The organism is Devosia sp. T2-14 (assembly GCF_055397495.1).
Genome location: NZ_AP027921.1, coordinates 654,266 through 675,709, shown reverse-complemented (window position 1 = coordinate 675,709; position 21,444 = coordinate 654,266). Strand labels below are relative to the sequence as shown.

The following is a 21,444-nucleotide window of genomic DNA, read 5'->3' as shown; positions in this document are numbered from 1 at the left end:
TTTTCCTCCGTGGCGCCTCCATCTAGTCGCTCCGGGTCCCGACGTTCTCGACCGATCTTGCGGTTGTTGTCCGCTCAGTAATGCGGGGGCGGGGGCTCGGTGGCGGGGTCGGAGATATGCACTCCACTGCGCACCTGCTGCTCCATCTGGTCGAGTTTGCGGGTCAGCAGGTCGATCTGCCGCCACTGGGCGGTGATGGTGGCGTTCAGCTCCTCGATCGTCTGATCCTGAAATGCGATGCGCACCTCGAGCGCCTCGAGGCGATCGTTGAATTCAGTCATGGCATGCTCCGTCGCTGCTCTGGGGATTGGGCCACCGTCGCGGGGCGGGTGACTAGGCTATACCTCAAGCGGTGTGTCCGGCGACACCCCTGCGATCGTCCATTGCGGCCATGCTGGTGCCGGAACCTGCTAGTGCCCATCTCCTGAAGTCGATGGGACTAGCAGGTGGAGCCGTCCGGCTCATTCCGCACCTGGGACCACGCTGTTCAACTGCGTGCGAGCACGTTGACGTATACGGAACCCTTTTAGCGTTGACGGCATTGCTCCTTCCGACGGCAACAATGGGAGCCGACCATGGCAACCAGTACGACGGGCAGAATTGGTTATCCTTCGGCACTGCATGTGGACTGGCATAGCGGCCTGGCCCTGGTGCTCAGCGCGGCGCTGCCGCTGGCTGCATTCGCCATCGTCAATGGCATTGCCGAAGCCAATGGCAATCCGCCGCTCTACTTTTCGCCGATGGGTCTGCCGGGCTGGCTCGGCGCAACCTTGCACCTCGTCAGCCTGCCTCTGTTTGGCATTGCGCGCTGGCTCGTGGCTTCCCATGGCCCGGCCGGGCACAAGGCCGGCTGGTGGGTGGTGGCGCTGATCGCGGGCACGATTATCTTCCCCTTCATCGTCATGCCGCTGGATTCAGTGCAGCTCAGCATGGTGGCGATGGGGCTGTTCCTTCTGGGCCTTGCGGCTGTTGTCCGCGTGGGGGCCATCGAGCCTCGCGCTGCGGCAATCATGGCGCCGGGCCTCGCCTGGATGGGGTTCAGCGCCCTTGTCGGGCTCAGCTTCGCGGCCGCCTGGGCCCCGCCTTTTGCCGTGACCAACAGTCACCCGGCCAGCTAGGTTACTTCGGCGTGCGTTCTTGCAGGAGACGCCAATCCGCGCCATGTGATGGGCAAACAGGATTTGCCCATGACCAAACTTCTCAAGATTGACGTTTTCACCGATGTGGTGTGCCCCTGGTGCGTAGTGGGGTCTGCCCGCCTCGACAGGGCCATTGCCGCTCTGCCCGCTGACATTGAAGTCGTCGTCGAAAACCACCCTTTCTATCTCGACGCCAACACCCCCGCTGAAGGCGTGGTGGTGGCCGATGTGCTGCGTGAGCGCTATGGCAAGGATCCCAGCGAGATGTGGGAACGCGTCGAAGGCGAGGCCCGCAAGGCCGGTGTCGAACTCGACCTCAGCAAGCAACCGCGCATGTTCCCCACCAAGAAGGCGCATACCATCACCCGGCTGGCCAAGCCGCTGGGCATCCAGCATGAGCTGGCCAATGCCATCGCCAATGCCTATTTCCTCGAGCACCGCCAGATCAACGATGACAACGTGCTGGCCGATATCGCCGTCGAGTTCGGCTTTGACCGGGGCGATGCCCTTGACGCGATGAATGACGAGAACGAGCTGGCGATTACCGAGCAGCTGGCAACGGACGCTGCCGCCCAAGGCATTCGCGGCGTGCCGTTCTTCATCTTTGGCGAGAAATACGCCCTGTCGGGCGCCCAGCCCGATGAAGTTTTCGAGCGGGCACTGGCCCAGACCATCGCCGAGCTTTAGCAAACTGCTGCTGGCGCGGGGGCCGCTGGATTGGTGTAGGGTCAGGTCGCGAATCGATCCGACCGAGGCACCGCCATGAAGCTCCTGCGCCGCATCCTTATTGGCATCATTGTCCTGATTGCCATCGCCTACGCGGCGGCGCTCGCCTACATGTATTTCAACCAGCGGGCCCTGCAATATGACCCCGAGGATGGCGAGGTGGTAGCGCTTGCCGACACCACGCTGAGCGGCGCGCAGGCCGTCAGCATCCCCTCGGGCGATGGCGTCATCAATGGCTGGTACGAGGCGCCTCAGCCCGGCAAGCCGCTGATCATTTACTACAAGGGCAATGCCGGCAGCTTCAGCGCCGAGCATATCCGCTTCGAGACTTTCGTCGCCGATGGCTTCGGTTTCCTGGCCTTCGACTATCGCGGCTTCCCGATGTCACCGGGCTCCATAAGCCAGGACGGGCTCCTCCAGGATGCACTGGCGGCCTACGACTGGGCTGCGGCCAAGGGCGATCCCATCGTCATCTGGGGGCGCTCGATCGGCACCGGCCCGGCCACGCATACCGCGAGCCTGCGGGACGCCAAGGCGCTGCTGCTCGAAACGCCCTACCTCTCCACCGCCAAGGTCGCCCAGGAGCGCTACCCGTTCCTGCCGATCGATCTGGTCATGCTCGACAAGTATCCGTCCGAGCAGTGGATCCGCGATGTCACCGAGCCCGTGCTGATTGCCCATGGCACCGGGGACACCACGATTGACGTCAGCCATGGCCAGCGCCTGTATGAACTGGTGCCCAACAAGGATGAGCTGTGGATCGAGCCGGGGGCCGGGCATAGCGACCTGTGGGCGCGCGGCATCTGGAGCCACGCCAAGCCCTTCTTCGAACGAGCAATGGCCAACTAGACCATGACGCAGGCGAGCGCGATGTCACCCCGCCGCACCGCTCTGGTGGGCGGGCTGATGGTGGCGGCCGGCCCGCTCTCCATCACGCTTTACGGACCGGCTTTACCCACCATCGTCAGCGACCTGGGCACCACGGCCGCCATGGGCAAGCTGTCGCTGTCGGTCTATTTCGGAGCCTTCGCGCTGGCGCAACTGGTGTGCGGACCCCTGTCGGACAGTTGGGGACGCCGGCGCGTCACCGTGCTGTTCCTCGTGCTCTACGTGCTGGGCAGTCTCGTGGCGGCTCTCGCGCCGACCATGGAATGGCTGCTGGTCGGGCGCGTGCTGCAGGGCGTCGGCGTGTCGGTGGGCGTGGCCCTGTCGCGTGCCATCGTCCGTGATCTGTTCGTGGGCGCGGAATCGATCCGTATCATGACGCTGATCAATCTGGTGCTGACCGTCGCGCCCATGGTGGCGCCGACGCTGGGCAGCATGATCCTGCTGGTCGGCAGCTGGCACCTGCTGTTCGTGGTGATGGCGGCCTATGGGCTGGCGATCATCGCGCTGGTCATCTGGGTGGCGCGCGAGACTCATCCCGTCGAGCGCCGGGTGCCGTTCCGTCCAAGAACCATCATGGCCAATTATTGGGCGCTGCTGCGCGCGCCGGACTTTCTGATTCCAGCGCTGGTGCTGGCAGTGGCCTTTGGCGGCTTCTATGCCTTTGCGGCCCTGCTGCCCTTCGTGCTGATCGACGAGCTGGGCCTGACCACGTTCCAGTTCGCCATGGCCATGCTGATCCAGACCTTTGCTTTCATCACCGGCAATGTGCTGGCCGGGTGGGCGGCTTCGCGGCTGTCGGGGCGGGCCATGGTGCGGGTGGGGCTGGTGCTGCTTGCGCTGGCCGGTATCGGCTTTGCGCTGGGCCTGCAGCTGTTCCCGGGGGCGGCGCTGGCCGTGATGGCGCCAGTGGCCCTGTGGATGCTGGCGCTGGCCTTTATCGGCCCCAGCACCACCTCTGCCGCCATGGCGGGCTTTGGGGCCATAGCGGGCGCCGCTGGGGCGCTGACGGGGGTGTTCCAGATCGGCGGGGGCTTTGTCGGCTCGGTTGTCGCCAGCCTGGCCTTTGCCGATGCCAGCACGGCGCTCACCGTCCTGCTGCCCATCATGGCTGGGCTGACCATTGTAGTGGCCCTGCTCCAGCGCATTTCGAGCCGCGGACGCGAGAGCGCTCCGCCGGAAACCTGACAAGTTCTCAGACCAATAGGCAAAGAAAAAAGCGCCGTCCCGAAGGACGACGCTTTTAATTCTGCTATCGATCCAGCGCTTAGCTGCGCGGGGTCGCTGCTGCCGGACGGCCAGCCTGGCCGGGACGAGCAGCTGCCGGAGCGGGCATGCCGCCTTCACGCTGTGCGCGCTTACGAGCCAGCTTGCGGGCGCGACGAACGGCCTCTGCCTTCTGACGAGCCTTCTTTTCAGAGGGCTTCTCGTAGTAGTTGCGCAGCTTCATCTCGCGGAAGACGCCTTCGCGCTGCAGCTTCTTCTTGAGCGCGCGCAGCGCCTGATCAACGTTGTTATCGCGAACGACTACTTGCAAAGGTCAACCGCCCTTTCAAAGAATAGACATGTGGGTTGGACATAAGCGGCGAAGCCAAAAAGCCCCGTCGCCGACCAGCAAAGCCAGTCACCGTTGGCCGCTCTATAGCCCAGCCAGTGGGGCTTGTCCACTGTTCCCTAGCGAAAAACCGCCGATCTTGGGATTGTTGGCTTGCCCCTGTGGGCTCGCTGGTCAAACACTCGGCTAGGAAGAATTTGCCGCCCGGAGTGACGGAATGACAAGCGATCTGGTCCTGTTGCCGGGACTCATCTGTGACGGACGCCTGTGGCGGGACGTGATGGCGGGGCTCGAAATCCGTTCCATGGTAGCCGATCTCACGAGGGACGACTCGATCGCCGCCATGGCCCGGCGGACGCTGGCCGCTGCGCCACCTCGATTCGCCCTGGCGGGCCTCTCCATGGGCGGTTATGTGGCGCTGGAGATCATGCGGCAGGCGCCCGAGCGGGTCACGCACCTGGCTTTGCTCGATACGTCTGCCCGGGCCGATGACGAAGCCCGGCGGGACACCCGGCGCAAAGGGATCGCGCTGGCCCACGAGGGGCGGTTCCTCGAAGTGTCGCGCCGCCTACTGGGGGCGCTGCTCTCTCCGGAACACCTGGGCACAGCCATCGCGGATGATGTGCAGGCCATGTCCGAGCGCGTGGGGGAGGCCGCCTATATCCGCCAGCAGACCGCCATCATGAACCGGATCGATTCCCGGCCGTCGCTGACGGCCATAACGGCGCCGACGCTGGTCGGGGTAGGGGAGGGCGATAAACTCACCCCACCTGAGCTTGCCGAGGAAATGGCGGGGGGCATTGCCGGCGCCGCGCTGGTGCGATTCCCCGACAGCGCGCACCTGCCCACGATGGAGCATCCCGCCGCCGTCGTAGCGGCGATGCGGGACTGGCTCGCGCGCTAGGCGTCAGCGCCGGGTGATGCGGTTGATGTGGCCCATCTTGCGGCCGGGACGGACGTCGTTCTTGCCGTAGAGATGGGGCTGGGTATTGCCGTCGAGGCCGGAGGGCACAATGTGCACTTCATCGCCCACCAGGTTTTCCATCACCACGTCGGCCATGCGGGCGGGGTCGCCCAGCGGCCAGCCGACGACGGCGCGGATATGCTGCTCGAACTGATCGGTCAGGCAGACCGCTTCGGTCCAGTGCCCCGAATTGTGCACGCGCGGCGCGATCTCGTTGACCAGCAGTGTCGGACGTTCCCCCGGCACCACGAAGAACTCGACGCCCAGGACGCCGACATAGTCGAGCGCCACGACGATCACCTTGGCCAGCATGGCCGCGTGCTTGTCGAGGCCGGGCGCAATGTTGGCGGGCACGGTGCTGGTGAAAAGGATGTGGTCGCGATGCACGTTCTCGGCGGCGTCGAAGGCGCGCACTTCGCCGGCGGCATTGCGCGCGACGACAACCGAGATTTCCTTTTCGAAGGGCACGAAGGCTTCGAGCACCAATGGCTTGGGCGACAGGGCCTCAAATGCGGCCACAGCATCGGCGCGATCGCGCAGCACGCGCTGGCCCTTGCCGTCATAGCCGAGGCGGGTGGTCTTGAGCACGGCGGGCAGGCCGAGGGCGTCGATGGCGGCCTCAAGGTCGGCCAGGGTTTCGACGGCGCGATGCGGCGCAACCGGAATGTTCTTTGAGGCGAGAAAGCTCTTTTCGGCGAGCCGGTCCTGCGAAATGGCAAGGGCATTGGCGCCCGGCCGCAGCGGCTTTCTGGCGGCGAGGAATTCGGCGGTCGCGGCGGGCACGTTCTCGAATTCATAGGTGATGACGTCGACCGCATCGGCAAAGGCGGCAAGTGCGCCCTCGTCGTCATAGGCGGCGACGGTCTTGTGCGGGGTTACCTCGAAGGCGGGGCTCTGCGGATCGGGGCAGTAGATGTGGGTCCGCATTCCCAGCCTGGCCGCCGCCAGCGACAGCATGCGGCCCAGCTGGCCGCCTCCGAGAATGCCGATCATGCTGCCGGGGGACAGCGAGGAGATGTCTTGGGCCAAGTGTTACTCGGTATCTGCTGGAAAGAGCGGGACGGTTTCGGTCTGGCGCGCGCGGAACGCATCAAGCCGGTCGGCCAGGTCGTCGTCATGCAGGGCCAGCACGGCTGCCGCGAGCAGCGCCGCGTTGATGGCGCCGGGCTCACCGATAGCCAGGGTTCCGACCGGCACGCCGCCGGGCATCTGCACGATGGAGAGTAGGCTGTCCTGCCCGTTGAGGGCCTTGGAGCGGACGGGCACGCCAAAGACCGGCAGCGGGGTCATGGCCGCGATCATGCCCGGCAGGTGGGCAGCGCCACCAGCGCCGGCAATGATGATCTGAAAACCCTCTGAGCGGGCATTGGTGGCGAACTCGACCATGCGCTCGGGAGTGCGATGTGCCGAGACGATGCGCGCCTCATATTCGATCTCGAGCGTTTCGAGCGTTTCGGCGGCGAGGCGCATGGTGGGCCAGTCCGACTGGCTACCCATGACGATGGCGACAAGTGGTTTCGTCAGCATAGAGCCGTTCCCTCAAGCTCCACAAAGCGCGCGTTTAGCCCAGATTTCGCCACAACTCAAGGCGGCGAAGCCTCATGCGATGATGTCGGGGAGCAGGATATTCTCGAGTTGGGCGATGCGGTCCTTGAGCGCCAGCTTGCGCTTCTTGAGGCGCTGAATGAGCATGCGATCGGCCACGCGGGACTCGGTCAGCGTATCGATCGCAGCGTTGAGATCACTGTGTTCCTGGCGCTTTGTGGCCAGTTCCAAGCCCAGATTGGCTTCCTGTTCTTTGGTGAGCGAAAGCATCGATTCCAAAGCATCCCTAAGGCCCGAACACACCCTTGGTTAACCGATCACAATGAGTTTTGCACCCGATTTCGGAGGGGTGGCCAAAGGCAGTCGACAAGACATGAATTATTTGTGACGATCGATTCGTCCAAGCAGGCTTTCAAGGAGTTGTCATGACGACTGAAGGGCATATTGCGGCGCTGGAACGGCGCCACCAGGAGTTGGATCGCCAGATCCAGAGCGCGATGCAGGAGTTGCGCTTTAACGACATGGCGGTCAGTGCGCTCAAGCGCAAAAAGCTCGAAGTGAAGGACGCACTCACCAAGATGACAGCGCCGACGTAAGAGCCGCGTGAGGTCCCTCCAAAAGGGAGCGAAGGGTCACAGCAGAAGCTGCGGCCCTTTTTTGTTGACTCAAAGACCCCAGAATACCCCGCGCGCGCCATCCCAGATCAGCTTGAGCGAGAGCAGGAACACCAGCCAGTAGGCGACGCGATAGAACAGCGTCATCGAGATGCGGCGGACCAGAAAAATGCCCCCCAGCACGCCTAGGATCCCCACCGGAATCAGCGTGGCCGAGAGCGAGAGATTGCTGACGCTGAGCTGGCCGAGGAAGAAATAGGGGATCAGCTTGGCCGAGTTGACGATGGCGAAAAAGAAGGCCGAGGTTCCCGAATAGACCGCCGGCGGCAGGCGCTGGGGCAGTACATAGATCTGGAATGGCGGGCCGCCGGTATGGCTGATGAAGCTCGTGAAGCCGGCAAAACCGCCCCAGAATGCGCCCCATGGGCGCGACGGCGCCAGGCCTTCGAGTTTCTTGCGCAGCGGCAGAAGCGCATCGAGGATGAACAGCAGCGTCACGACGCCGACAAACAGCAGTACCGCGGCGTCCGACACCACCGACCACAGCGCCCAGCCGATCAGCGTGCCCACGGCCGCGCCCGGCAGCATGATCCAGAGGATCTTCCAGTTCACTTCCTTGCGGTAGGCGTAGACGGCGATGGCATCCATTGCCAGCAGCACGGGAAGCATCACCCCGGCCGCATCGCGCGCCGGCATGATCAGGGTCAGCAGGGGCACGCCCACCATGCCCAGGCTACCCAGCAGGCCTGCCTTGCTCAGGCCGACAACAAGGACCGCGATCACGGCTACCGTGACGAAATAGGGGTCGGCAATGAGCATGACGGTCCGGGGACTGGCGGTGGCGGGGACAGGCCGGCCCTGCGGCCACCTGCCGAACCAGTCGGTACATTTCGCCGCGGCTTGTCAATCGGGACAAACAAAAAAGGCCACCCGATGGGGTGGCCCTTTTTATTGATGTGACGGCGCCTAGTTGTCGGCGTCGCTATCGGACTTGATCGACTTGAGCTTGGCAAACACCGAGTCGGCGTCGAAGTCGTCCTGCGCTTCGGCAGAGCGATGATCATTGCTGGCGAATTCGTGTTCTTCGCCCTCGACATGGCCGCGGCCGCCGGCACGCGCCAGCGCTTCCTCGGCGGTCATCAGGGTGGTGCCGACTTCGGCCTCATCGGGGCCGGCAGTGCCCTTGGATGCGCGCTTGACCTCAAGGTCGAGATCGATCTGGCTGCACAGGCCCAGCGTCACCGGGTCCATGGCGGTCAGGTTGGCGGCGTTCCAGTGGGTCGATTCACGGACCGAGTCGATGGTCGACTTGGTGGTGCCCACCAGACGCATGATCTGTGCGTCCTTGAGTTCGGGATGGTTGCGAACCAGCCACTTGATGGCGTTCGGGCGCTCGTTGCGGCGCGAAATCGGGGTGTAGCGCGGGCCCTTGCGCTTGGCCGCAGCGACGCGAACCTTGGGCTCGCTCAGCTTCAGGCGGTAACTGGGGTCGGCCTCGGCCTTCTCGATCTCTTCGCGGGACAGCTGCCCGTTCTGGATCGGATTGACGCCCATGATGCCACCGGCAACATCGCCGTCGGCAATGCCCTGAACTTCAAGCGGGTGCAGCGTGCAGAAGGCGGCGATCTGCTCGAATGACAGCGCAGTGTTGTCGACGAGCCAGACAGCGGTCGCCTTGGGCATCAACAGTGGCTGGGTCATGATAAATCTCTCCTGCAGGCGCGGCCGGTTTTCCTCCGGGCCGCTCCGCCTCTTTGCTTCATGCTGAGGGGGAACAGGCTTAATATATTGTGTCAGGGCCCAAATCGCAATGGGAATGTCAGGCTTGCTGCGCCTGACCGCCCGCAGTGAACAACACTATCTTGCCAATGTGGCCCCGGCCTTCCATGACGCGATGAGCCTCTGCCGCCGCGCTCAGGGGGAAGCTGGTGACGGCGGGACGGACGAAATCGGCCGCCTCCAGCGCCGGTAGCAGGGCCGTGCGGATCCGCTCGGCAATGGCCGCCTTGGTGGCTCCCGACTGCGGCCGCAGCGTCGAGCCGGACAGCGTCAGCTGCTTGGCCATGATGGTGCGCAGGGACACATTGGCCGCGGCGCCATCGAGCGTCGAGATCTGCACGATATGCCCGCCGCGCGCCGATACCGCGATGTTGCGGGCCGCCATCTCGCCGCCGATGATATCGACCACGCGGTCGACACCGCGTCCGCCGGTCAGTTCCATGGCGCGCGCGGCAATATCCTCGCTGGCATCGATCGTCGCGATCGCGCCGAGGCGGCGGGCATAAGCGGCCTTTTCCGGCGAGGACACGACCCCGATTGCCTGGGCACCCAATATGGTGGCGATCTGGATGGCGGCGCCGCCAATGCCTCCTGCCGCCCCGTGCACGAGAACGCTCATGCCCGGCTCCAGCCCGACCCGCATTACCAGCGTCTGGGTTATGGTGAACCAGGTCTCGGGCAGCGCAGCGGCCTCGGCCAGAGACCAGCCCGCCGGCACGGCCAGTACCTGCCCCGCGGGCACGCTCACAAATTCGGCATAGCCGCCGCCATTGCACAGCGCCATGACGCGGTCTCCAACCCGCCAGCTGGTGACGCCATCGCCCACGGCCGCCACTTCGCCGGAGACTTCGAGGCCCAGCAGCGGCGACGCGCCGGGCGGCGGGTCGTAGTGGCCGCGGCGCTGCGCCAGGTCGGGTCCGTTCACCCCTGCAGCGGCGACGCGGATCAACACCTCACCGGTACCATAGGCGGGGACGGGTACCGATTGCATCCGCAGCACGTCGGGGTCGCCCGGCTGGGCGATGGTGATGGCATTCATCTGGTCTGGTATCATCATGGCGCGATGCTGGACGATGCTGGCTTGCTCTGCAAGCGGTTGAGGCTAAGCTATTGAGGCAGTTCGGCTCAGAGGAGGCTCACGATGTTTGACGAGGAAATCAAAAAGCCCAAGGGCCATGAGGTCGGCATGCCGATCGACACCATGTCGGTCGAGGAGCTCACCGAGCGAATCGGGCTGCTCGAGGCCGAAATTACGCGCCTCAAGGCGGCAATTGCTGCGCGCGACACCACGCGCAAGGCGGCTGACGCGGTCTTCAAGTTCTAGCGGACCCAGCGGTTTAGTAGTCCGTTCACCATCCGGGCGAATGCGGTCTTAATCCTTTGTTGAGGTTGCCGCATCCGCGCAGGCTCCTATGTTTGTCTGACGGCTTACCGATGGAGAGCAGTCATGCTGCAGGGACGCGACGCGGTACTTGAAGGGGCGAAACCATTCGATGTCGAGCAGTTGAGGCTTCTCGCGCAGGGCCGATCGGCCACGGCGTCGGAGCAGCAGCTGGCCGGGATCGAGGCCAAGGGGTGGCTTGAGACCGTCGATGGCATACACCTCATCACCCTCACCGGGCGGGCCCTGCTTGAGCGGCCGCCGATGGGGCTCAGCTAGCGGAGCGGCAACGAAGTCAACAGAATGGCAAAGGGCAGGGTTAAGAAATCCCGTTCCGTTAACGGCCAATTAAGACCTTGGCGGTAACCTTAAATTATTCAGATTGTTCTGAATTTTTCAGAGTGGTTTCTCCCTCTGTTTGACGCCTCCCTGTTAACTTCGAGAGCGGTTCTTGCCGCTCTTTTTTCTTTTCAGGCGGTCGTTGGCCTTGGTATGGCCCTGATCTTAAAGCTCTTTTCAGCTAGATTTTGTGGCAAGGATGACGTCTTGCCGGTTTGCGCCTAGCATGGCAGTCGCAAGAGGAGCGACGGTTTTGACCGAAGTGAACGAAACGGCGACAGCGATCGCGATCGGGCCGCGCATTGTGGCATCCGGCGGCTTTGACCTGCTCTATCGCGAGGGCATGGGGCTGATCGAGGAGGTCGCCTCCTACCTTGATGGCGATGGGCGGGGCGATAGCCGCATCCTGTCGCGCGAAGCTTCGTTTCTCTACGCCACCGAATCCATGCGCCTGACGACCCGGCTGATGCAGCTGGCCTCCTGGCTGCTGCTGCAGCGCGCGGTGAATGAAGGCGAGATCAGCAAGGAAAATGCCCGCTCCGAAAAGGAGAAGGTCAAGTTTTCGGCCACGCCCTCCGAGCGCGGCGGGCCCGGCTACGACCAGCTGCCCGAGGCGCTGCGCGCCTATATCGACAAGGGTGACCGGCTGTTTGACCGGGTGATGCAGTTCGATACGCTCGAACGCGGCCGCATGCCCGAGCTTGATCCTGGCATCGCCAACGGCATTGCCGACCAGCTGGCCCGGCTCAAGGCCGCCTTCGGCCGAAGCTAGCCGCGCGGCGCGAAGAAGATCACCGCAGCGCCGCACAGGCAGATCAGCACGCCTGCAAGATCCCACATATCGAGCCGGACCCGCTCGACGCCGGCCATGAAGGCGACCGAGGCGGCGATATAGATGCCGCCATAGACCGCGAAGGCGCGCCCGGCGCTTTCGGTGCCGGTGAGCGCAAGCAGCAGCGCGAACAGCGCGAGGCAAAAGAGGGCAGGGATCCACAGCCATGGCTGGTTCTGGCGCAGGGCCAGCCAGGCCAGATAGCACCCGCCGATTTCGAACACCGCCGCCCCGAAAAAATAGACAAATGGCATGTGGTCGCTCCCCGTGCAGGAAAAACAAAAAGCCCGACAAAATGCCGGGCTTTTCGAAATCTGTGAGAGACTGGCTTAGATGCCGAGGCCCTTGAAGCGCTCCTTGAAGCGCGAAACGCGGCCACCGCGGTCGAGCAGCTGGCCCGTGCCGCCGGTCCATGCCGGATGGGTCTTCGGGTCGATGTCGAGCTGCAGCGTATCGCCCGGCTTGCCGTAGGTCGAACGGGTCTCGTACTTGGTGCCGTCGGTCATGACCACAGTGATGGTGTGGTAGTCCGGATGGATATCAGCCTTCATCGGTATCGCCTCAAATCAAACGGGCGCCGTGGCGCCCGGAGAGCATCTAAACTGGTGTTGACCGGCTTCATACAGAAAGCCCGGCGCCTTCGCAAGGGCAAGGGCGCGGCAATTTCGCACCACATAAGGTTGTTGCCGCTCGGGTGGGCAATCCCTATATCCTCACATTCTCCCAGCCATCAACCATAGTTGCGTAACTGAGCGATGACAGACCAAGCCGTTCCGGTTGAGGCTGAAGCCGACAATCTTGTTGAGACTCCACAGGTCAATCCCCGCAAGTTGCAGCCGCTGCGCAAGCTGCTGCCCTTTATGCTGCGCTATCCGCTGCGGCTGACGCTGACCATCGGCTTCATGCTGATCTCCACCATCGCCTCGCTGGCTATCCCGGCGCTGCTCGGTGGCGCGATCGATCAGGGCTTTGTCGCGCAGAATCTCGAAAATGTCGGCCGCTATGGCTGGATCATCATTGCGGTGGCTGCCGTCATGGCTGTCGCCAGCGGCGCGCGCTTCTATTTCATCTCCGTGGTGGGCGAGCGTGTGCTGGCCGATCTGCGCCAGTCGGTCTTCGCGCATCTGCTCAATCTGGATGCCCGCTATTTCGACACGCACCGGGTGGGCGAGCTAACCAGCCGACTCAATGGCGACGTGGCGATGATCCGCGGTGCGGTCGGCTCCAGCTTCTCGCTGGCCCTGCGCTCGACGGTCACCATCATTGGCGCGCTGATCATGATGCTGCTGACCAGCCCGATCCTCACGCTGGCTGTGGTGATTGCGGCGCCGGCCATCCTGTTCCCGGTCATTACCTTTGCCCGCCGCCTGCGCGGCATGTCGCGCAAGACCCAGGACGCCCTGGCCGATCTCAGCGCCATGGCGACCGAAATGCTTGGTGCCACGCGCACCGTCAAATCCTTCACGCAGGAGCCGATCCAGGCCGCTCATTATGATGAGCGCAGCGAAGCCAGCTATCGCGCCGAGGTAAAGCGCCTTCTGGCCCGCGCAGTGCTGGTCGGCATGGTCATTTTCCTTGGCACCGCGGCTCTGGTGGGCCTGGTGTGGTGGGGTGCCCGCTCGGTCTTTGAAGGCACCGTCACGGCCGGCCAGCTGGCGCAGTTCCTCGTTTATGCCCTGATGGCTTCGGGCGCGTTGACCAATGTCAGCGAAGTGCTGGGCTCGCTGCAGTCGGTCGCTGGCGCCACCGAGCGCCTGATCGAAATTCTCGATACCGAGCCGACCATTAAGGAGCCGGCCCAGCCCAAGCCGCTGCCGCAGCCCCCGCTGGGCACAGTGGCCTTCGAGAAGGTCAATTTCTCCTATGACGGCTACGAGCCGGTGCTCCGAGGCCTCGATTTTTCCGTCGGGCGCGGCGAGACCGTCGCGCTGGTGGGCGCGTCGGGGTCGGGCAAGTCGACCACCCTGTCGCTGCTGCAGCGATTCTATGATGTCACTGGGGGCACCATACGCGTCGATGGCGTGGATATCCGCGACGTGAAGCTGCGCGACCTGCGCCAGCGCTTTGCCTATGTCGAGCAGGAGCCGACCATCTTCGCCGGCACCATTGCCGAAAATATCCGCTTCGGCAAACCCGATGCGAGCGATGCCGAGGTGGAAGCCGCCTCGCGCGCCGCTTTGGTGCATGACTTTGTGACCGACTTGCCGCAGGGCTATGGAACCATGGTCGGCGAGCGCGGCGTCATGCTGTCGGGCGGCCAGAAGCAGCGCCTCGCGATTGCCCGCGCCATTCTCAAGAACGCCCCGATCCTGCTGCTCGACGAGGCCACCAGCGCCCTCGACGCGCAGAGCGAGCGGCTGGTGCAGGTTGCCCTGCAGCACTTGATGGCTGGCCGCACCACGCTCGTCATCGCCCATCGCCTCGCCACCATCCGCGACGCCGACAAGATCCTCGTCCTCGATGGCGGCCAGATCATCGATCAGGGCACGCATGACGAACTCGTCGTCAAGGACGGCCGCTACGCCGAACTGGCCAAGCTGCAGTTCCGTTTGGATGACGTCGGGGCCTGATCAGCCGACGGCGATGGCTTCGACTTCGACCCGCAAGGCCGGCAGAATAAGCGCCTTGACGAAGACCAGCGAACTGGCCGGCGGTGGTGTTGGCAGGTGCCGCGCTACCGCGGCGCGGTAGTCGGCCAAATCCGCCTCGTCTGTCAGGAACGCCGTGATCTTGGCGATGTGGCCCATGCCATGTCCGGCGCTTTCAAGCGCCATCGCAATCTTGCCGAAAACCAAGTCGACCTGTTCGGTGAAGCTGTCAGGGACCGAATTGTCGGGCCGCGTACCGATCTGCCCCGCAATGAAGGTGATGCTGTTCGCGCCCGTCGCCTGGGCGATGTGGCTGTAGTTTGGATTGGCCGCCACGCCTGCTGGGTTGAACTTGCGCAGCATCGCTACCCTTCCGTCAGCTTGAACTCGATCCGTCGGTTGCGGCGGTAGGCTTCTTCCGTATTGCCCGGATCAAGCGGCGTGAATTCGCCGAAACCAGCCGCGACCAGGCGGTTGGGCGAGACGCCCTTGCTCACGAGATAGCGCGCCACGGAAATCGCGCGGGCGGCCGAGAGCTCCCAGTTCGAGGGGAAGCGGGCATTGCTGATCGGGCGGATATCGGTGTGGCCGTCGATGCGCAGCACCCAGTTGATATCGGGCGGGATTTCCTGCTCGAGCTGCAGGATGGCATCGGCCAGCGCATCGAGGTCGGGCGTTCCCTCGGGCGAAATGTCGGCCTGGCCGGGGTCGAACAGCACTTCGGACTGGAACACGAAGCGGTCGCCCACCACACGCACGTCGGCGCGGCCTTCCAGAATCTGGCGCAGCCGCCCGAAGAAGTCTGACCTGTAACGGCTGAGGTCCTGCACGCGCTGCGCCAGCGCCAGGTTGAGGCGGCGGCCGAGGTCTGCGATCTGGGTGCGCGATTCGGTGTCCCGGGCTTCCGACGATTCAAGGGCCGCTTCCAGCGCGCCGATCTGGGTGCGCAAGGCGGCCAGCTGCTGGTTGAGTAGCGCGACCTGGGCATTGGCCTCGTCAGACAGCTCCTGTGCGGTCAGCAGGTCGTCCTGGAGCCCGGCAATGGTGCTGTCCTTGTCGCCCAGTCCCGCGCCGATGCCGGCCAGTTGGCTGTTGAGGCTGGAATTCTCCGCCTGGGCGCTGCCCAGCGTGGCGGTCAGGGTAGCGATCTGGGTGGTCAGGTCGTCCGAATTGGCGCGTTCCAGCTGCAGCAGGTCGGTGAGTTCGGCGATCTGGCTGTTGAGCCGCGCCAGTGCCGTATCGCGCCCCTGCAGTTCCTGGCCCAGGAAGAACTGGGTCAGCATGAACAGCGACAGCATGAAGATGATGACGAGCAGCAGGCTCGATAGGGCGTCGACGAAGCCGGGCCAGTAATTGGCCTCCTGGCGACGGCGGGAACGGGCTCCCGGCATGGGTTAGTTCCGCCGCTCGGTATCGGCCTGCGACAGCACGGCGTCGATCAGTTCGCGCAGTTTCTGGTTGGTCTCGCCCTGCTCGTTGATGTGCCGGCGCAGGTCGTCCTGCTCGGTGCGGATATGCTTGACCAGCCCGTCGATGCCGCGGGCGAGTTCGGCCATGGCGCGGATTGCGTTCTGGGAGGAATTCTGGTTCTGCAGGTTGTCGCCCAGCTTGTCGAACATTGCCTGCATGTCGGGGCCACCGGCATTGGCCTGCATGGCGGTGACCGGGTGGTCAAGCTCGGTCATCGAGGTCATCCAGTCCTCAAGATCGGTATAGAAGGCGTTCTGCGCCTGGCTGGTCTGCAGGTCGAGAAAGCCGAGCACCAGGGAGCCGGCAAGGCCGAACAGCGAAGACGAAAACGCCGTGCCCATGCCGCTCAGCGGGGCCGAGAGGCCTTCCTTGAGGTTGCCGAACAGGGCAGCGCTATCGGCCGAGGTGACGTCCAGCGCATTGATGATGCCGGCGACCGAGGTCACGGTTTCGAGCAGGCCGTAAAACGTACCCATCAAGCCCAGGAACACCAGCAGGCCTGTCAGGTAGCGCGAGGTGTCCTTGGCTTCATCGAGCCGGTTGCCCACCGAATCGAGGATCGAGCGCATGGAGGAGGGGGTGATGACCGCTTCCCCGATCCGCTCGCGCAGAATGCCGGCGACGGGCGCCAGCAGAATGGGCGGACGCACATTGGTGGTGGTGCCGTCCTGCAGGGAGTTGACCCATTTCACTTCCGGGAACAGGCGGATAACCTGGCGGAAGCTGAGGAAAATGCCGATGAACAGGGCAAAGAAGATCATCGAGTTGATGAACGGATTGGCCCAGAAAAAGGTGATGATGGTGCCGAACAGGATCGCGGCAACCAGCGCAACGAGCACCAGGAATATCACGATCTTGACGAGATAAACGGTCGGACTGGCGAGGTGATAGGGATCGTAGCCTTGCGTCATCTGCCTGAAACCTTGCCCCTTATGCGCAAATCACCTGCGCGCAGAGTAGTCAGCGCAGCCCGGCGGGGCAATGCCAAAGGTTAACGTAGCGGCGGCCGCGCGGCGCACTGGTATTCCGCAGGATTTGTCGGTTCCTGCCGTGCCAGTGTGAGGCAGTATCGGAGTTGGAGAACACGCCATGACTGCTCACCAGCACATTCAGGAACGCTACAGCGATCGGCTCGATCGCGTGGTCGACTATCTCTATGCCCATCTCGAAGACGATATTTCCCTCGACCGCCTGGCCGAAATTGCCTGCCTGTCGCCCTATCACTGGAGCCGCATCTACGCGGCGATGAAGGGCGAGACTATTGCCGCCAGCATTCGTCGCCTGCGCTTGCAGCGCGCGGCTGATCGCCTGGCCAATAGCGAACTCGACGTCGGCGCCATTGCCATCCGGGCCGGATATGGCTCCATCGACGCCTTCGGGCGGGCTTTCAAGGACGCATTCGGCGCCACGCCCGTTGCCTATCGCAGCGCGGGCTCGCATGCCGCGTTCCGGGCGGCCAACAGCGTCGCCGATGCCAGCGGCTTTCCGGTTGCCGTCATCACGCTGCCCGAGCGGCGCTGCGCCGGGGTCGATCATGGCGGGTCCTACATGGAAATCGACCGGGCCATGGGCAAGCTGTTTGCCGAGCTGGCCAGGCGCGACGCCATTCCCGCCGAACCGGAGATGATCGGTCTGTTCTTCGACGATCCCGATCTGGGCGATGAGGCTGACCTGCGTTCGCGCGCCTGCCTGCCGGTTGCGGCCAGTGTTGAGATATCGGTGCCGCTGGTGGAAACCACCCTGCGCGGCGGGCTATATGCGCGGCTGAGCTATACCGGCCCCTATGCCGACATGCGCGGGGCCTATCGCTGGCTCCTCGGCACCTGGTTGCCGGGCTCGGGCTATGAGCCGGCCGATGCGCCGATCTTTGAAGCCTATCTCAACGATCCGCGCGACACGCCGCAAACCCAGTTGCGGACCGACATTCACCTGCCCCTGGCCGGTCCGTCATGACGCCGCCAGCCGACGTCGCCGCGGCGCTGGAGCGCTATCCGCCGCCGGTGCGGGCGCGATTGCTCGAACTGCGCGATCTGGTCTTCGCAGTGGTTGGTGAAACCGACGGCGTCGGCCCCCTGACGGAAACACTGAAATGGGGCGAGCCCGCCTATCTGACCGCGGCTAGCGGCAGCGGCACGACGATCCGGCTGGGGGTCTCCAAGCAGGCGCCCGATGCGGCCGCCGTCTTCGTCAATTGCCGGACGACGCTGATCGAGGATTTTCGCGAACGGTTTGGCGATAGCCTCGTCTTCGAGGGCAGCCGCGCCGTCATCGTTCCGCTCGACGGGGCGTTACCCCAGCCGCTGGCCTTCTGCCTGCGGGCGGCGCTGCTCTACCACCGGCGCAAATGAAAAGGGGCCCATCGGGGCCCCTTTGCAGTCCGGATAGTCCTTACTGGACCTTCCGCAGTTCCTTGAGCAGCGCGGGCTGCACATATTCGTTGCCGGCGACGACCTGGCCATTCCAGACCGAGCCGGTGGTGCCGGCATAGTCCGAAACCATGCCGCCGGCTTCCTTGACCATCAGCAGGCCGGGCGCCACGTCCCAGGGGCTGAGGCCAGCTTCCCAGATGGCGTCGTAGCGGCCGGTCGCGAGCCAGGCCATGTCGACCGAGATCGAGCCCGAGCGGCGGATGCCGGCCACGGCGGGGTTGATATGGGCCAGCTGGCGCAGCTGCAGTCCGTCATTGGATGTGCCCTGCGTCTTGATGCCGGTGCAGACCACGGCGTCGGCGAGCGACTTGCGGCCGGCCACGCGCAGGCGCTTGCGGTCGTTGAGCCAGGCGCCACCGCCCTTTTCGGCGGTGTAGAGTTCGTCGAGCACGGGATTGTAGATCACCGAGGCGACGATCTCGTTGGCGCGTTCGAGCGCGATTGCCACGGCAAAAAGCGGGATCGAGTGCAGGAAATTGGTGGTGCCATCGAGCGGGTCGATGATCCAACGATGCTGGCCATCGGTACCGGCGACTTCCCCGCCTTCTTCCATCAGGAAGGCATAGGTGGGGCGGGCCTTGAGCAGGTCGTCATAGACGATCTGTTCGGCGCGCAGATCGGCCTTGGAAACGAAATCGGCCGGACCCTTGCGGGAAACCTGCAGGTTTTCGACTTCGGCGAAGTCCTTGGTCAGCGAGCGGCCGGCCTTGAGGGCGGCATTGACCATGACATTGAGGATTGCAGAACGTGCCATGTTTTAATCAGCCCGGCGCAGATAGGTAACTTCGGAAGTGTCGACGACGATGCGTTCACCGACGGCGATAAAGGGAGGTACCATGACCTTGAGGCCGTTGGCCACCTTGGCGGGCTTGAACTGGTTCGAGGCGGTCTGCCCCTTGATGACCGGATCGGCCTCGATGACTTCCACCACCACGTTGGGCGGGAACTTGACGCCAAGCGGCGTGTCCTCGTGCATTTCGAGCGTGATCTTCATGCCATCGCTGAGGAAGGCCGCGCGATCGCCGACAAAGTCCCTATCGAGCTCAACCTGCTCGTAGCTTTCCTGGTCCATGAAGACCAGCTGCTCGCCCTGCTCGTAGAGATAGGTGAAGTCGCGGAATTCGAGCTCGACCTGCTCGACGGTTTCCGCCGAACGGAAGCGTTCGTTGAGCTTGGTGCCGGTCAGGATGGCCTTGAGCTCAACCTGCGCATAGGCGCCGCCCTTGCCGGGCTTGACGTGATCAACCTTGACCGCGACCCAGAGGCGATCCTGATGGTTGATGACGAAGCCGGGGCGGATTTCGTTGCCGTTGATCTTGGCCATGGGGCGGTGCTTTCGGGTGCGCGAATTATCGGATCGGGCCACGCGCGCCAAAATGCGGCTGGCCAAGGGTGGATGAGGCTGAAGGGCGTGGCGGGCTTATTGCCTCAGAACGCCCTTGGGTTCAAGGGTCTTGCGGTTCTGGCTGGTCTGCACCGGCCTCGCCAGCGGGCGCCTTCGCCTCGCCAGCGGGCGCAAGGACCTGTGCTTCGGCGCTTGGTGCGTTGCCGGCATCGGTGGGGGCCGGCAGGGCCGGTGACGACGGCTCCTGGGGGGCGGTCGGAATTTCTAGCACGGTCTCGACCTTGGGCGGCGTCGAGGGCCAAAAACGGGCCCGCTCTTCGGCAGCCGCTAGCTCGTCCGCCGGGATGGATACCAGCAGGCGGTCCAGCGAGGGGTCGGACAGGCCCTGGCGGCGGGCCAGAGCGCGCCACATCGCCGCGTCTTCAAGGTTCAGCGGCACGCCTTCGCCAACAGCCAGAAGCTTGGCGAGGCGGTTTTGTGCCACGGCATTGCCGGATTCGGCTGCTCGGGCATACCAGCGGGCGGCTTCGGACACGTTCTTGTCCACGCCCTGGCCCAGATAGAGCAGGGTGGCATAGTCGATTTCGGCGGCGACGAGGTTCTGCTCGGCAGCCAGCGCGATATAGCGCGCGCCTTCCTTGGGGTTGGGCGCCAGGCCCGCACCCTCGATCAGCATGCTGCCATAGTCATACTGCGCCTCGGCTAGCTCGGCGTCGGCGGCTTCCTTCATCAGCTCTGCCGCCGTGGAGAGGCTAGGCGCGGCATAGAGCCCTTCAACGTGCAGCAGCGCCAGATTGTACTTGGCGGGCACATAGCCGGCATCGGCGGCCTTCTTGAACAGATCGGCAGCCCGGGCGCGGTTGCGCGGCACGCCGATGCCGTCCTGGTAGCATAGCGCCAGCTCGAAGGTGGCGAGACGATCGCCATTGTTGGAGGCCAGTTGATACCAGCCGGCAGCGCGCTCATCGCTCTGCGTCACGCCAAGGCCCTTGGCGTAGATTTCGGCGATCAGGGTCTGGGCGGCCGCGTCGCCCTTTTCGGCGCGCGGCAGGGCCAGTTCGAGGGCGGTCAGAAAATAGCCGCGCTGGAAAGCGCCAAAAGCCTGGTCGACCGGTGCGCGCGGTCCAAAGATCTCGTCGGAAATGGCCTCGGCCGGATTGTCGAGGGCTGCGGCATTGTCCTGCGCCACCGCGGCCAGAGGCGTTAGGGCGATGAGCGCGGAGAGCAGGAGACGACGCATCAGGCAGACACCTCAAGCTTGGCGGCAATGGCGGTCATGGCGGCGGCGGGGGCCGGAGCGGTCCACAGGCTCTGCGACAGCGCCAGGAATTCGGCGCCCTGCGCATCGGCGGTTTCGGCGGTGGCTTCAGGCAGGCTCAGCACGGCCGGGATTTCAAACGTCTCCGCCCACCACTGGGCCAGTTCGACCGCTTCAGCGTCGTGCGCGCCGCCCAGCGGCCCGAAGAACACATAGTCGATATCCATTTCGCCCGCGGTCATGGCGTCGTGGCGGGAATGCAGGTTCCCTGCGCCCACGATCATGGCGGGCTTCAGCGCCTTGACGGCAGCGGCAACCGCATCTGGGCCCGTGGTCACATGAACGCCGTCGGCGCCGATGCGGCGCGCCAGCGCAAGGTCGTCCTCGATCAGCACGGCGCAACCGGCACCCTGGCCGATATTGACCATGGCGGCGCAGAGCCGGGCATAGCTGGCCTCATCCTGGTTGCCCCTGCTCACCAGCAGGGCGGCAAATTCGGCGGCATTGAGCACGGCCATCAAAGTGGCCGGAAAGCTCTCCGGATCGGCGGTGGCGGGGGTGATCAAATAAAGCTGGGGGGCCATGGCTTCCGGAT

Annotated in this window: 29 protein-coding genes; 12 read left to right on the top strand and 17 right to left on the bottom strand. The window is 64.3% G+C overall.

The annotated features are described in order from the left end of the window. Positions 1-74: 74 nt before the first annotated feature. Complete coding sequence (locus ACZ5WT_RS03325; protein ID WP_464285971.1) at positions 75-281, bottom strand: SlyX family protein; 207 nt, start codon at positions 279-281, stop codon at positions 75-77. Positions 282-575: 294 nt separating this feature from the next. On the opposite strand from ACZ5WT_RS03325, the gene ACZ5WT_RS03320 reads away from it, so the two are divergent. The 4 genes from ACZ5WT_RS03320 to ACZ5WT_RS03305 all read left to right on the top strand — a co-directional run bounded on the left by ACZ5WT_RS03320 (position 576) and on the right by ACZ5WT_RS03305 (position 3,938). Then, positions 576-1,118: a hypothetical protein gene (locus ACZ5WT_RS03320; protein ID WP_464285970.1), complete on the top strand. Its 543-nt coding sequence runs from the start codon at positions 576-578 to the stop codon at positions 1,116-1,118. Between the two features lie 69 nt (positions 1,119-1,187). Beyond that, the gene (locus ACZ5WT_RS03315) at positions 1,188-1,826 is read left to right on the top strand and encodes a DsbA family oxidoreductase (protein WP_464285969.1); all 639 of its coding nucleotides are present in this window, start codon (positions 1,188-1,190) and stop codon (positions 1,824-1,826) included. A gap of 75 nt (positions 1,827-1,901) precedes the next feature. Continuing rightward, positions 1,902-2,714: an alpha/beta hydrolase gene (locus tag ACZ5WT_RS03310; protein ID WP_464285968.1), complete on the top strand. Its 813-nt coding sequence runs from the start codon at positions 1,902-1,904 to the stop codon at positions 2,712-2,714. 21 nt (positions 2,715-2,735) lie between these two features. Further along, positions 2,736-3,938: a multidrug effflux MFS transporter gene (locus tag ACZ5WT_RS03305; protein WP_464285967.1), complete on the top strand. Its 1,203-nt coding sequence runs from the start codon at positions 2,736-2,738 to the stop codon at positions 3,936-3,938. Between the two features lie 79 nt (positions 3,939-4,017). Here the strand turns inward: ACZ5WT_RS03305 and rpsU are convergent, their stop codons facing one another. Beyond that, the gene (gene rpsU / locus ACZ5WT_RS03300; protein WP_464285966.1) at positions 4,018-4,287 is read right to left on the bottom strand and encodes a 30S ribosomal protein S21; all 270 of its coding nucleotides are present in this window, start codon (positions 4,285-4,287) and stop codon (positions 4,018-4,020) included. A 235-nt stretch (positions 4,288-4,522) separates the two neighbouring features. Here rpsU and ACZ5WT_RS03295 point away from each other — a divergent pair, with 235 nt between their 5' ends. After that, positions 4,523-5,209 (top strand): alpha/beta fold hydrolase, encoded by a 687-nt coding sequence (locus ACZ5WT_RS03295; RefSeq protein WP_464285965.1) that lies wholly within the window; start codon positions 4,523-4,525, stop codon positions 5,207-5,209. Positions 5,210-5,212: 3 nt separating this feature from the next. Here the strand turns inward: ACZ5WT_RS03295 and ACZ5WT_RS03290 are convergent, their stop codons facing one another. The 3 genes from ACZ5WT_RS03290 to ACZ5WT_RS03280 form a co-directional block, all read right to left on the bottom strand. Continuing rightward, complete coding sequence (locus tag ACZ5WT_RS03290) at positions 5,213-6,298, bottom strand: 5-(carboxyamino)imidazole ribonucleotide synthase (RefSeq protein ID WP_464285964.1); 1,086 nt, start codon at positions 6,296-6,298, stop codon at positions 5,213-5,215. Between the two features lie 3 nt (positions 6,299-6,301). Then, positions 6,302-6,796 (bottom strand): 5-(carboxyamino)imidazole ribonucleotide mutase, encoded by a 495-nt coding sequence (gene purE, locus ACZ5WT_RS03285; RefSeq protein WP_464285963.1) that lies wholly within the window; start codon positions 6,794-6,796, stop codon positions 6,302-6,304. Positions 6,797-6,868: 72 nt separating this feature from the next. Continuing rightward, complete coding sequence (locus tag ACZ5WT_RS03280; protein ID WP_464285962.1) at positions 6,869-7,084, bottom strand: YdcH family protein; 216 nt, start codon at positions 7,082-7,084, stop codon at positions 6,869-6,871. Positions 7,085-7,239: 155 nt separating this feature from the next. Here ACZ5WT_RS03280 and ACZ5WT_RS03275 point away from each other — a divergent pair, with 155 nt between their 5' ends. Continuing rightward, positions 7,240-7,410 (top strand): YdcH family protein, encoded by a 171-nt coding sequence (locus ACZ5WT_RS03275; RefSeq protein WP_464285961.1) that lies wholly within the window; start codon positions 7,240-7,242, stop codon positions 7,408-7,410. Between the two features lie 69 nt (positions 7,411-7,479). On the opposite strand, the gene ACZ5WT_RS03270 is transcribed toward ACZ5WT_RS03275, so the two are convergent. From ACZ5WT_RS03270 to ACZ5WT_RS03260, 3 genes are all read right to left on the bottom strand, one after another. Beyond that, positions 7,480-8,247, bottom strand: coding sequence for a sulfite exporter TauE/SafE family protein (locus ACZ5WT_RS03270; RefSeq protein WP_464285960.1), 768 nt, complete (start codon positions 8,245-8,247; stop codon positions 7,480-7,482). A 147-nt stretch (positions 8,248-8,394) separates the two neighbouring features. Further along, positions 8,395-9,129: a DUF1013 domain-containing protein gene (locus ACZ5WT_RS03265; RefSeq protein ID WP_464285959.1), complete on the bottom strand. Its 735-nt coding sequence runs from the start codon at positions 9,127-9,129 to the stop codon at positions 8,395-8,397. A 118-nt stretch (positions 9,130-9,247) separates the two neighbouring features. Beyond that, the gene (locus tag ACZ5WT_RS03260) at positions 9,248-10,264 is read right to left on the bottom strand and encodes an NAD(P)H-quinone oxidoreductase (protein WP_464285958.1); all 1,017 of its coding nucleotides are present in this window, start codon (positions 10,262-10,264) and stop codon (positions 9,248-9,250) included. Between the two features lie 84 nt (positions 10,265-10,348). Between ACZ5WT_RS03260 and ACZ5WT_RS03255 the strand changes: the two genes are divergently transcribed. From ACZ5WT_RS03255 to rcdA, 3 genes are all read left to right on the top strand, one after another. Further along, on the top strand, positions 10,349-10,531 hold the full coding sequence (locus ACZ5WT_RS03255; RefSeq protein ID WP_464285957.1) for a DUF1192 domain-containing protein: 183 nt from the start codon (positions 10,349-10,351) through the stop codon (positions 10,529-10,531). A gap of 123 nt (positions 10,532-10,654) precedes the next feature. Then, positions 10,655-10,867: a hypothetical protein gene (locus ACZ5WT_RS03250; RefSeq protein WP_464285956.1), complete on the top strand. Its 213-nt coding sequence runs from the start codon at positions 10,655-10,657 to the stop codon at positions 10,865-10,867. Positions 10,868-11,189: 322 nt separating this feature from the next. Next, a complete protein-coding gene (rcdA, locus tag ACZ5WT_RS03245) occupies positions 11,190-11,699 on the top strand; it encodes a protease adaptor protein RcdA (protein WP_464287145.1) in 510 nt (169 codons plus the stop codon). Here rcdA and ACZ5WT_RS03240 read toward each other — a convergent pair. Next, positions 11,696-12,013: a YnfA family protein gene (locus ACZ5WT_RS03240; RefSeq protein WP_464285955.1), complete on the bottom strand. Its 318-nt coding sequence runs from the start codon at positions 12,011-12,013 to the stop codon at positions 11,696-11,698. The two genes, rcdA and ACZ5WT_RS03240, sit on opposite strands and share 4 nt — an antisense overlap. A gap of 75 nt (positions 12,014-12,088) precedes the next feature. Further along, complete coding sequence (gene rpmE / locus ACZ5WT_RS03235) at positions 12,089-12,310, bottom strand: 50S ribosomal protein L31 (RefSeq protein ID WP_035100046.1); 222 nt, start codon at positions 12,308-12,310, stop codon at positions 12,089-12,091. Between the two features lie 204 nt (positions 12,311-12,514). Here rpmE and ACZ5WT_RS03230 point away from each other — a divergent pair, with 204 nt between their 5' ends. Then, the gene (locus tag ACZ5WT_RS03230; protein ID WP_464285954.1) at positions 12,515-14,329 is read left to right on the top strand and encodes an ABC transporter ATP-binding protein; all 1,815 of its coding nucleotides are present in this window, start codon (positions 12,515-12,517) and stop codon (positions 14,327-14,329) included. Here the strand turns inward: ACZ5WT_RS03230 and ACZ5WT_RS03225 are convergent, their stop codons facing one another. Genes ACZ5WT_RS03225 through ACZ5WT_RS03215 form a run of 3 tightly spaced genes read right to left on the bottom strand, consistent with a single transcriptional unit; the run spans position 14,330 to position 16,728 of the window. Then, positions 14,330-14,710: a RidA family protein gene (locus ACZ5WT_RS03225; protein ID WP_464285953.1), complete on the bottom strand. Its 381-nt coding sequence runs from the start codon at positions 14,708-14,710 to the stop codon at positions 14,330-14,332. A gap of 2 nt (positions 14,711-14,712) precedes the next feature. After that, positions 14,713-15,738, bottom strand: coding sequence for a peptidoglycan -binding protein (locus ACZ5WT_RS03220; protein ID WP_464285952.1), 1,026 nt, complete (start codon positions 15,736-15,738; stop codon positions 14,713-14,715). Between the two features lie 3 nt (positions 15,739-15,741). Further along, positions 15,742-16,728 (bottom strand): flagellar motor protein MotA, encoded by a 987-nt coding sequence (locus tag ACZ5WT_RS03215; RefSeq protein ID WP_464285951.1) that lies wholly within the window; start codon positions 16,726-16,728, stop codon positions 15,742-15,744. Positions 16,729-16,906: 178 nt separating this feature from the next. Between ACZ5WT_RS03215 and ACZ5WT_RS03210 the strand changes: the two genes are divergently transcribed. Together ACZ5WT_RS03210 and ACZ5WT_RS03205 are read left to right on the top strand one after the other, a co-directional pair. Next, positions 16,907-17,770 (top strand): AraC family transcriptional regulator, encoded by an 864-nt coding sequence (locus tag ACZ5WT_RS03210; protein ID WP_464285950.1) that lies wholly within the window; start codon positions 16,907-16,909, stop codon positions 17,768-17,770. Then, a complete protein-coding gene (locus ACZ5WT_RS03205) occupies positions 17,767-18,165 on the top strand; it encodes a DUF1801 domain-containing protein (protein WP_464285949.1) in 399 nt (132 codons plus the stop codon). Before ACZ5WT_RS03210 ends, ACZ5WT_RS03205 begins: the two co-directional genes overlap by 4 nt. Before the next feature lie 40 nt (positions 18,166-18,205). Here ACZ5WT_RS03205 and ACZ5WT_RS03200 read toward each other — a convergent pair whose 3' ends face one another. The 4 genes from ACZ5WT_RS03200 to ACZ5WT_RS03185 form a co-directional block, all read right to left on the bottom strand. Further along, positions 18,206-19,000, bottom strand: coding sequence for an inositol monophosphatase family protein (locus ACZ5WT_RS03200; RefSeq protein ID WP_464285948.1), 795 nt, complete (start codon positions 18,998-19,000; stop codon positions 18,206-18,208). Between the two features lie 3 nt (positions 19,001-19,003). Beyond that, on the bottom strand, positions 19,004-19,570 hold the full coding sequence (gene efp / locus ACZ5WT_RS03195) for an elongation factor P (protein WP_464285947.1): 567 nt from the start codon (positions 19,568-19,570) through the stop codon (positions 19,004-19,006). A 121-nt stretch (positions 19,571-19,691) separates the two neighbouring features. Continuing rightward, complete coding sequence (locus tag ACZ5WT_RS03190; protein WP_464285946.1) at positions 19,692-20,831, bottom strand: tetratricopeptide repeat protein; 1,140 nt, start codon at positions 20,829-20,831, stop codon at positions 19,692-19,694. After that, on the bottom strand, positions 20,831-21,433 hold the full coding sequence (locus ACZ5WT_RS03185; protein WP_464285945.1) for a thiamine phosphate synthase: 603 nt from the start codon (positions 21,431-21,433) through the stop codon (positions 20,831-20,833). Before ACZ5WT_RS03185 ends, ACZ5WT_RS03190 begins: the two co-directional genes overlap by 1 nt. Positions 21,434-21,444 lie beyond the last annotated feature (11 nt).

What these genes read in the sequence shown, in the direction of transcription:
- ACZ5WT_RS03185 (WP_464285945.1), bottom strand. Translation starts at nt 21,433, where the DNA reads ATGGCCCCCCAGCTTTATTTGATCACCCCCGCCACCGCCGATCCGGAG.
- ACZ5WT_RS03220 (WP_464285952.1), bottom strand. Translation starts at nt 15,738, where the DNA reads ATGCCGGGAGCCCGTTCCCGCCGTCGCCAGGAGGCCAATTACTGGCCC.
- ACZ5WT_RS03305 (WP_464285967.1), top strand. Translation starts at nt 2,736, where the DNA reads ATGTCACCCCGCCGCACCGCTCTGGTGGGCGGGCTGATGGTGGCGGCC.
- ACZ5WT_RS03230 (WP_464285954.1), top strand. Translation starts at nt 12,515, where the DNA reads ATGACAGACCAAGCCGTTCCGGTTGAGGCTGAAGCCGACAATCTTGTT.
- ACZ5WT_RS03190 (WP_464285946.1), bottom strand. Translation starts at nt 20,831, where the DNA reads ATGCGTCGTCTCCTGCTCTCCGCGCTCATCGCCCTAACGCCTCTGGCC.
- ACZ5WT_RS03260 (WP_464285958.1), bottom strand. Translation starts at nt 10,264, where the DNA reads ATGATGATACCAGACCAGATGAATGCCATCACCATCGCCCAGCCGGGC.
- ACZ5WT_RS03265 (WP_464285959.1), bottom strand. Translation starts at nt 9,129, where the DNA reads ATGACCCAGCCACTGTTGATGCCCAAGGCGACCGCTGTCTGGCTCGTC.
- ACZ5WT_RS03200 (WP_464285948.1), bottom strand. Translation starts at nt 19,000, where the DNA reads ATGGCACGTTCTGCAATCCTCAATGTCATGGTCAATGCCGCCCTCAAG.
- ACZ5WT_RS03315 (WP_464285969.1), top strand. Translation starts at nt 1,188, where the DNA reads ATGACCAAACTTCTCAAGATTGACGTTTTCACCGATGTGGTGTGCCCC.
- purE (WP_464285963.1), bottom strand. Translation starts at nt 6,796, where the DNA reads ATGCTGACGAAACCACTTGTCGCCATCGTCATGGGTAGCCAGTCGGAC.
- rpmE (WP_035100046.1), bottom strand. Translation starts at nt 12,310, where the DNA reads ATGAAGGCTGATATCCATCCGGACTACCACACCATCACTGTGGTCATG.
- ACZ5WT_RS03270 (WP_464285960.1), bottom strand. Translation starts at nt 8,247, where the DNA reads ATGCTCATTGCCGACCCCTATTTCGTCACGGTAGCCGTGATCGCGGTC.
- ACZ5WT_RS03205 (WP_464285949.1), top strand. Translation starts at nt 17,767, where the DNA reads ATGACGCCGCCAGCCGACGTCGCCGCGGCGCTGGAGCGCTATCCGCCG.
- ACZ5WT_RS03225 (WP_464285953.1), bottom strand. Translation starts at nt 14,710, where the DNA reads ATGCTGCGCAAGTTCAACCCAGCAGGCGTGGCGGCCAATCCAAACTAC.
- ACZ5WT_RS03210 (WP_464285950.1), top strand. Translation starts at nt 16,907, where the DNA reads ATGACTGCTCACCAGCACATTCAGGAACGCTACAGCGATCGGCTCGAT.
- ACZ5WT_RS03325 (WP_464285971.1), bottom strand. Translation starts at nt 281, where the DNA reads ATGACTGAATTCAACGATCGCCTCGAGGCGCTCGAGGTGCGCATCGCA.
- ACZ5WT_RS03280 (WP_464285962.1), bottom strand. Translation starts at nt 7,084, where the DNA reads ATGCTTTCGCTCACCAAAGAACAGGAAGCCAATCTGGGCTTGGAACTG.
- ACZ5WT_RS03250 (WP_464285956.1), top strand. Translation starts at nt 10,655, where the DNA reads ATGCTGCAGGGACGCGACGCGGTACTTGAAGGGGCGAAACCATTCGAT.
- efp (WP_464285947.1), bottom strand. Translation starts at nt 19,570, where the DNA reads ATGGCCAAGATCAACGGCAACGAAATCCGCCCCGGCTTCGTCATCAAC.
- ACZ5WT_RS03215 (WP_464285951.1), bottom strand. Translation starts at nt 16,728, where the DNA reads ATGACGCAAGGCTACGATCCCTATCACCTCGCCAGTCCGACCGTTTAT.
- ACZ5WT_RS03255 (WP_464285957.1), top strand. Translation starts at nt 10,349, where the DNA reads ATGTTTGACGAGGAAATCAAAAAGCCCAAGGGCCATGAGGTCGGCATG.
- ACZ5WT_RS03310 (WP_464285968.1), top strand. Translation starts at nt 1,902, where the DNA reads ATGAAGCTCCTGCGCCGCATCCTTATTGGCATCATTGTCCTGATTGCC.
- ACZ5WT_RS03295 (WP_464285965.1), top strand. Translation starts at nt 4,523, where the DNA reads ATGACAAGCGATCTGGTCCTGTTGCCGGGACTCATCTGTGACGGACGC.
- ACZ5WT_RS03275 (WP_464285961.1), top strand. Translation starts at nt 7,240, where the DNA reads ATGACGACTGAAGGGCATATTGCGGCGCTGGAACGGCGCCACCAGGAG.
- ACZ5WT_RS03240 (WP_464285955.1), bottom strand. Translation starts at nt 12,013, where the DNA reads ATGCCATTTGTCTATTTTTTCGGGGCGGCGGTGTTCGAAATCGGCGGG.
- ACZ5WT_RS03320 (WP_464285970.1), top strand. Translation starts at nt 576, where the DNA reads ATGGCAACCAGTACGACGGGCAGAATTGGTTATCCTTCGGCACTGCAT.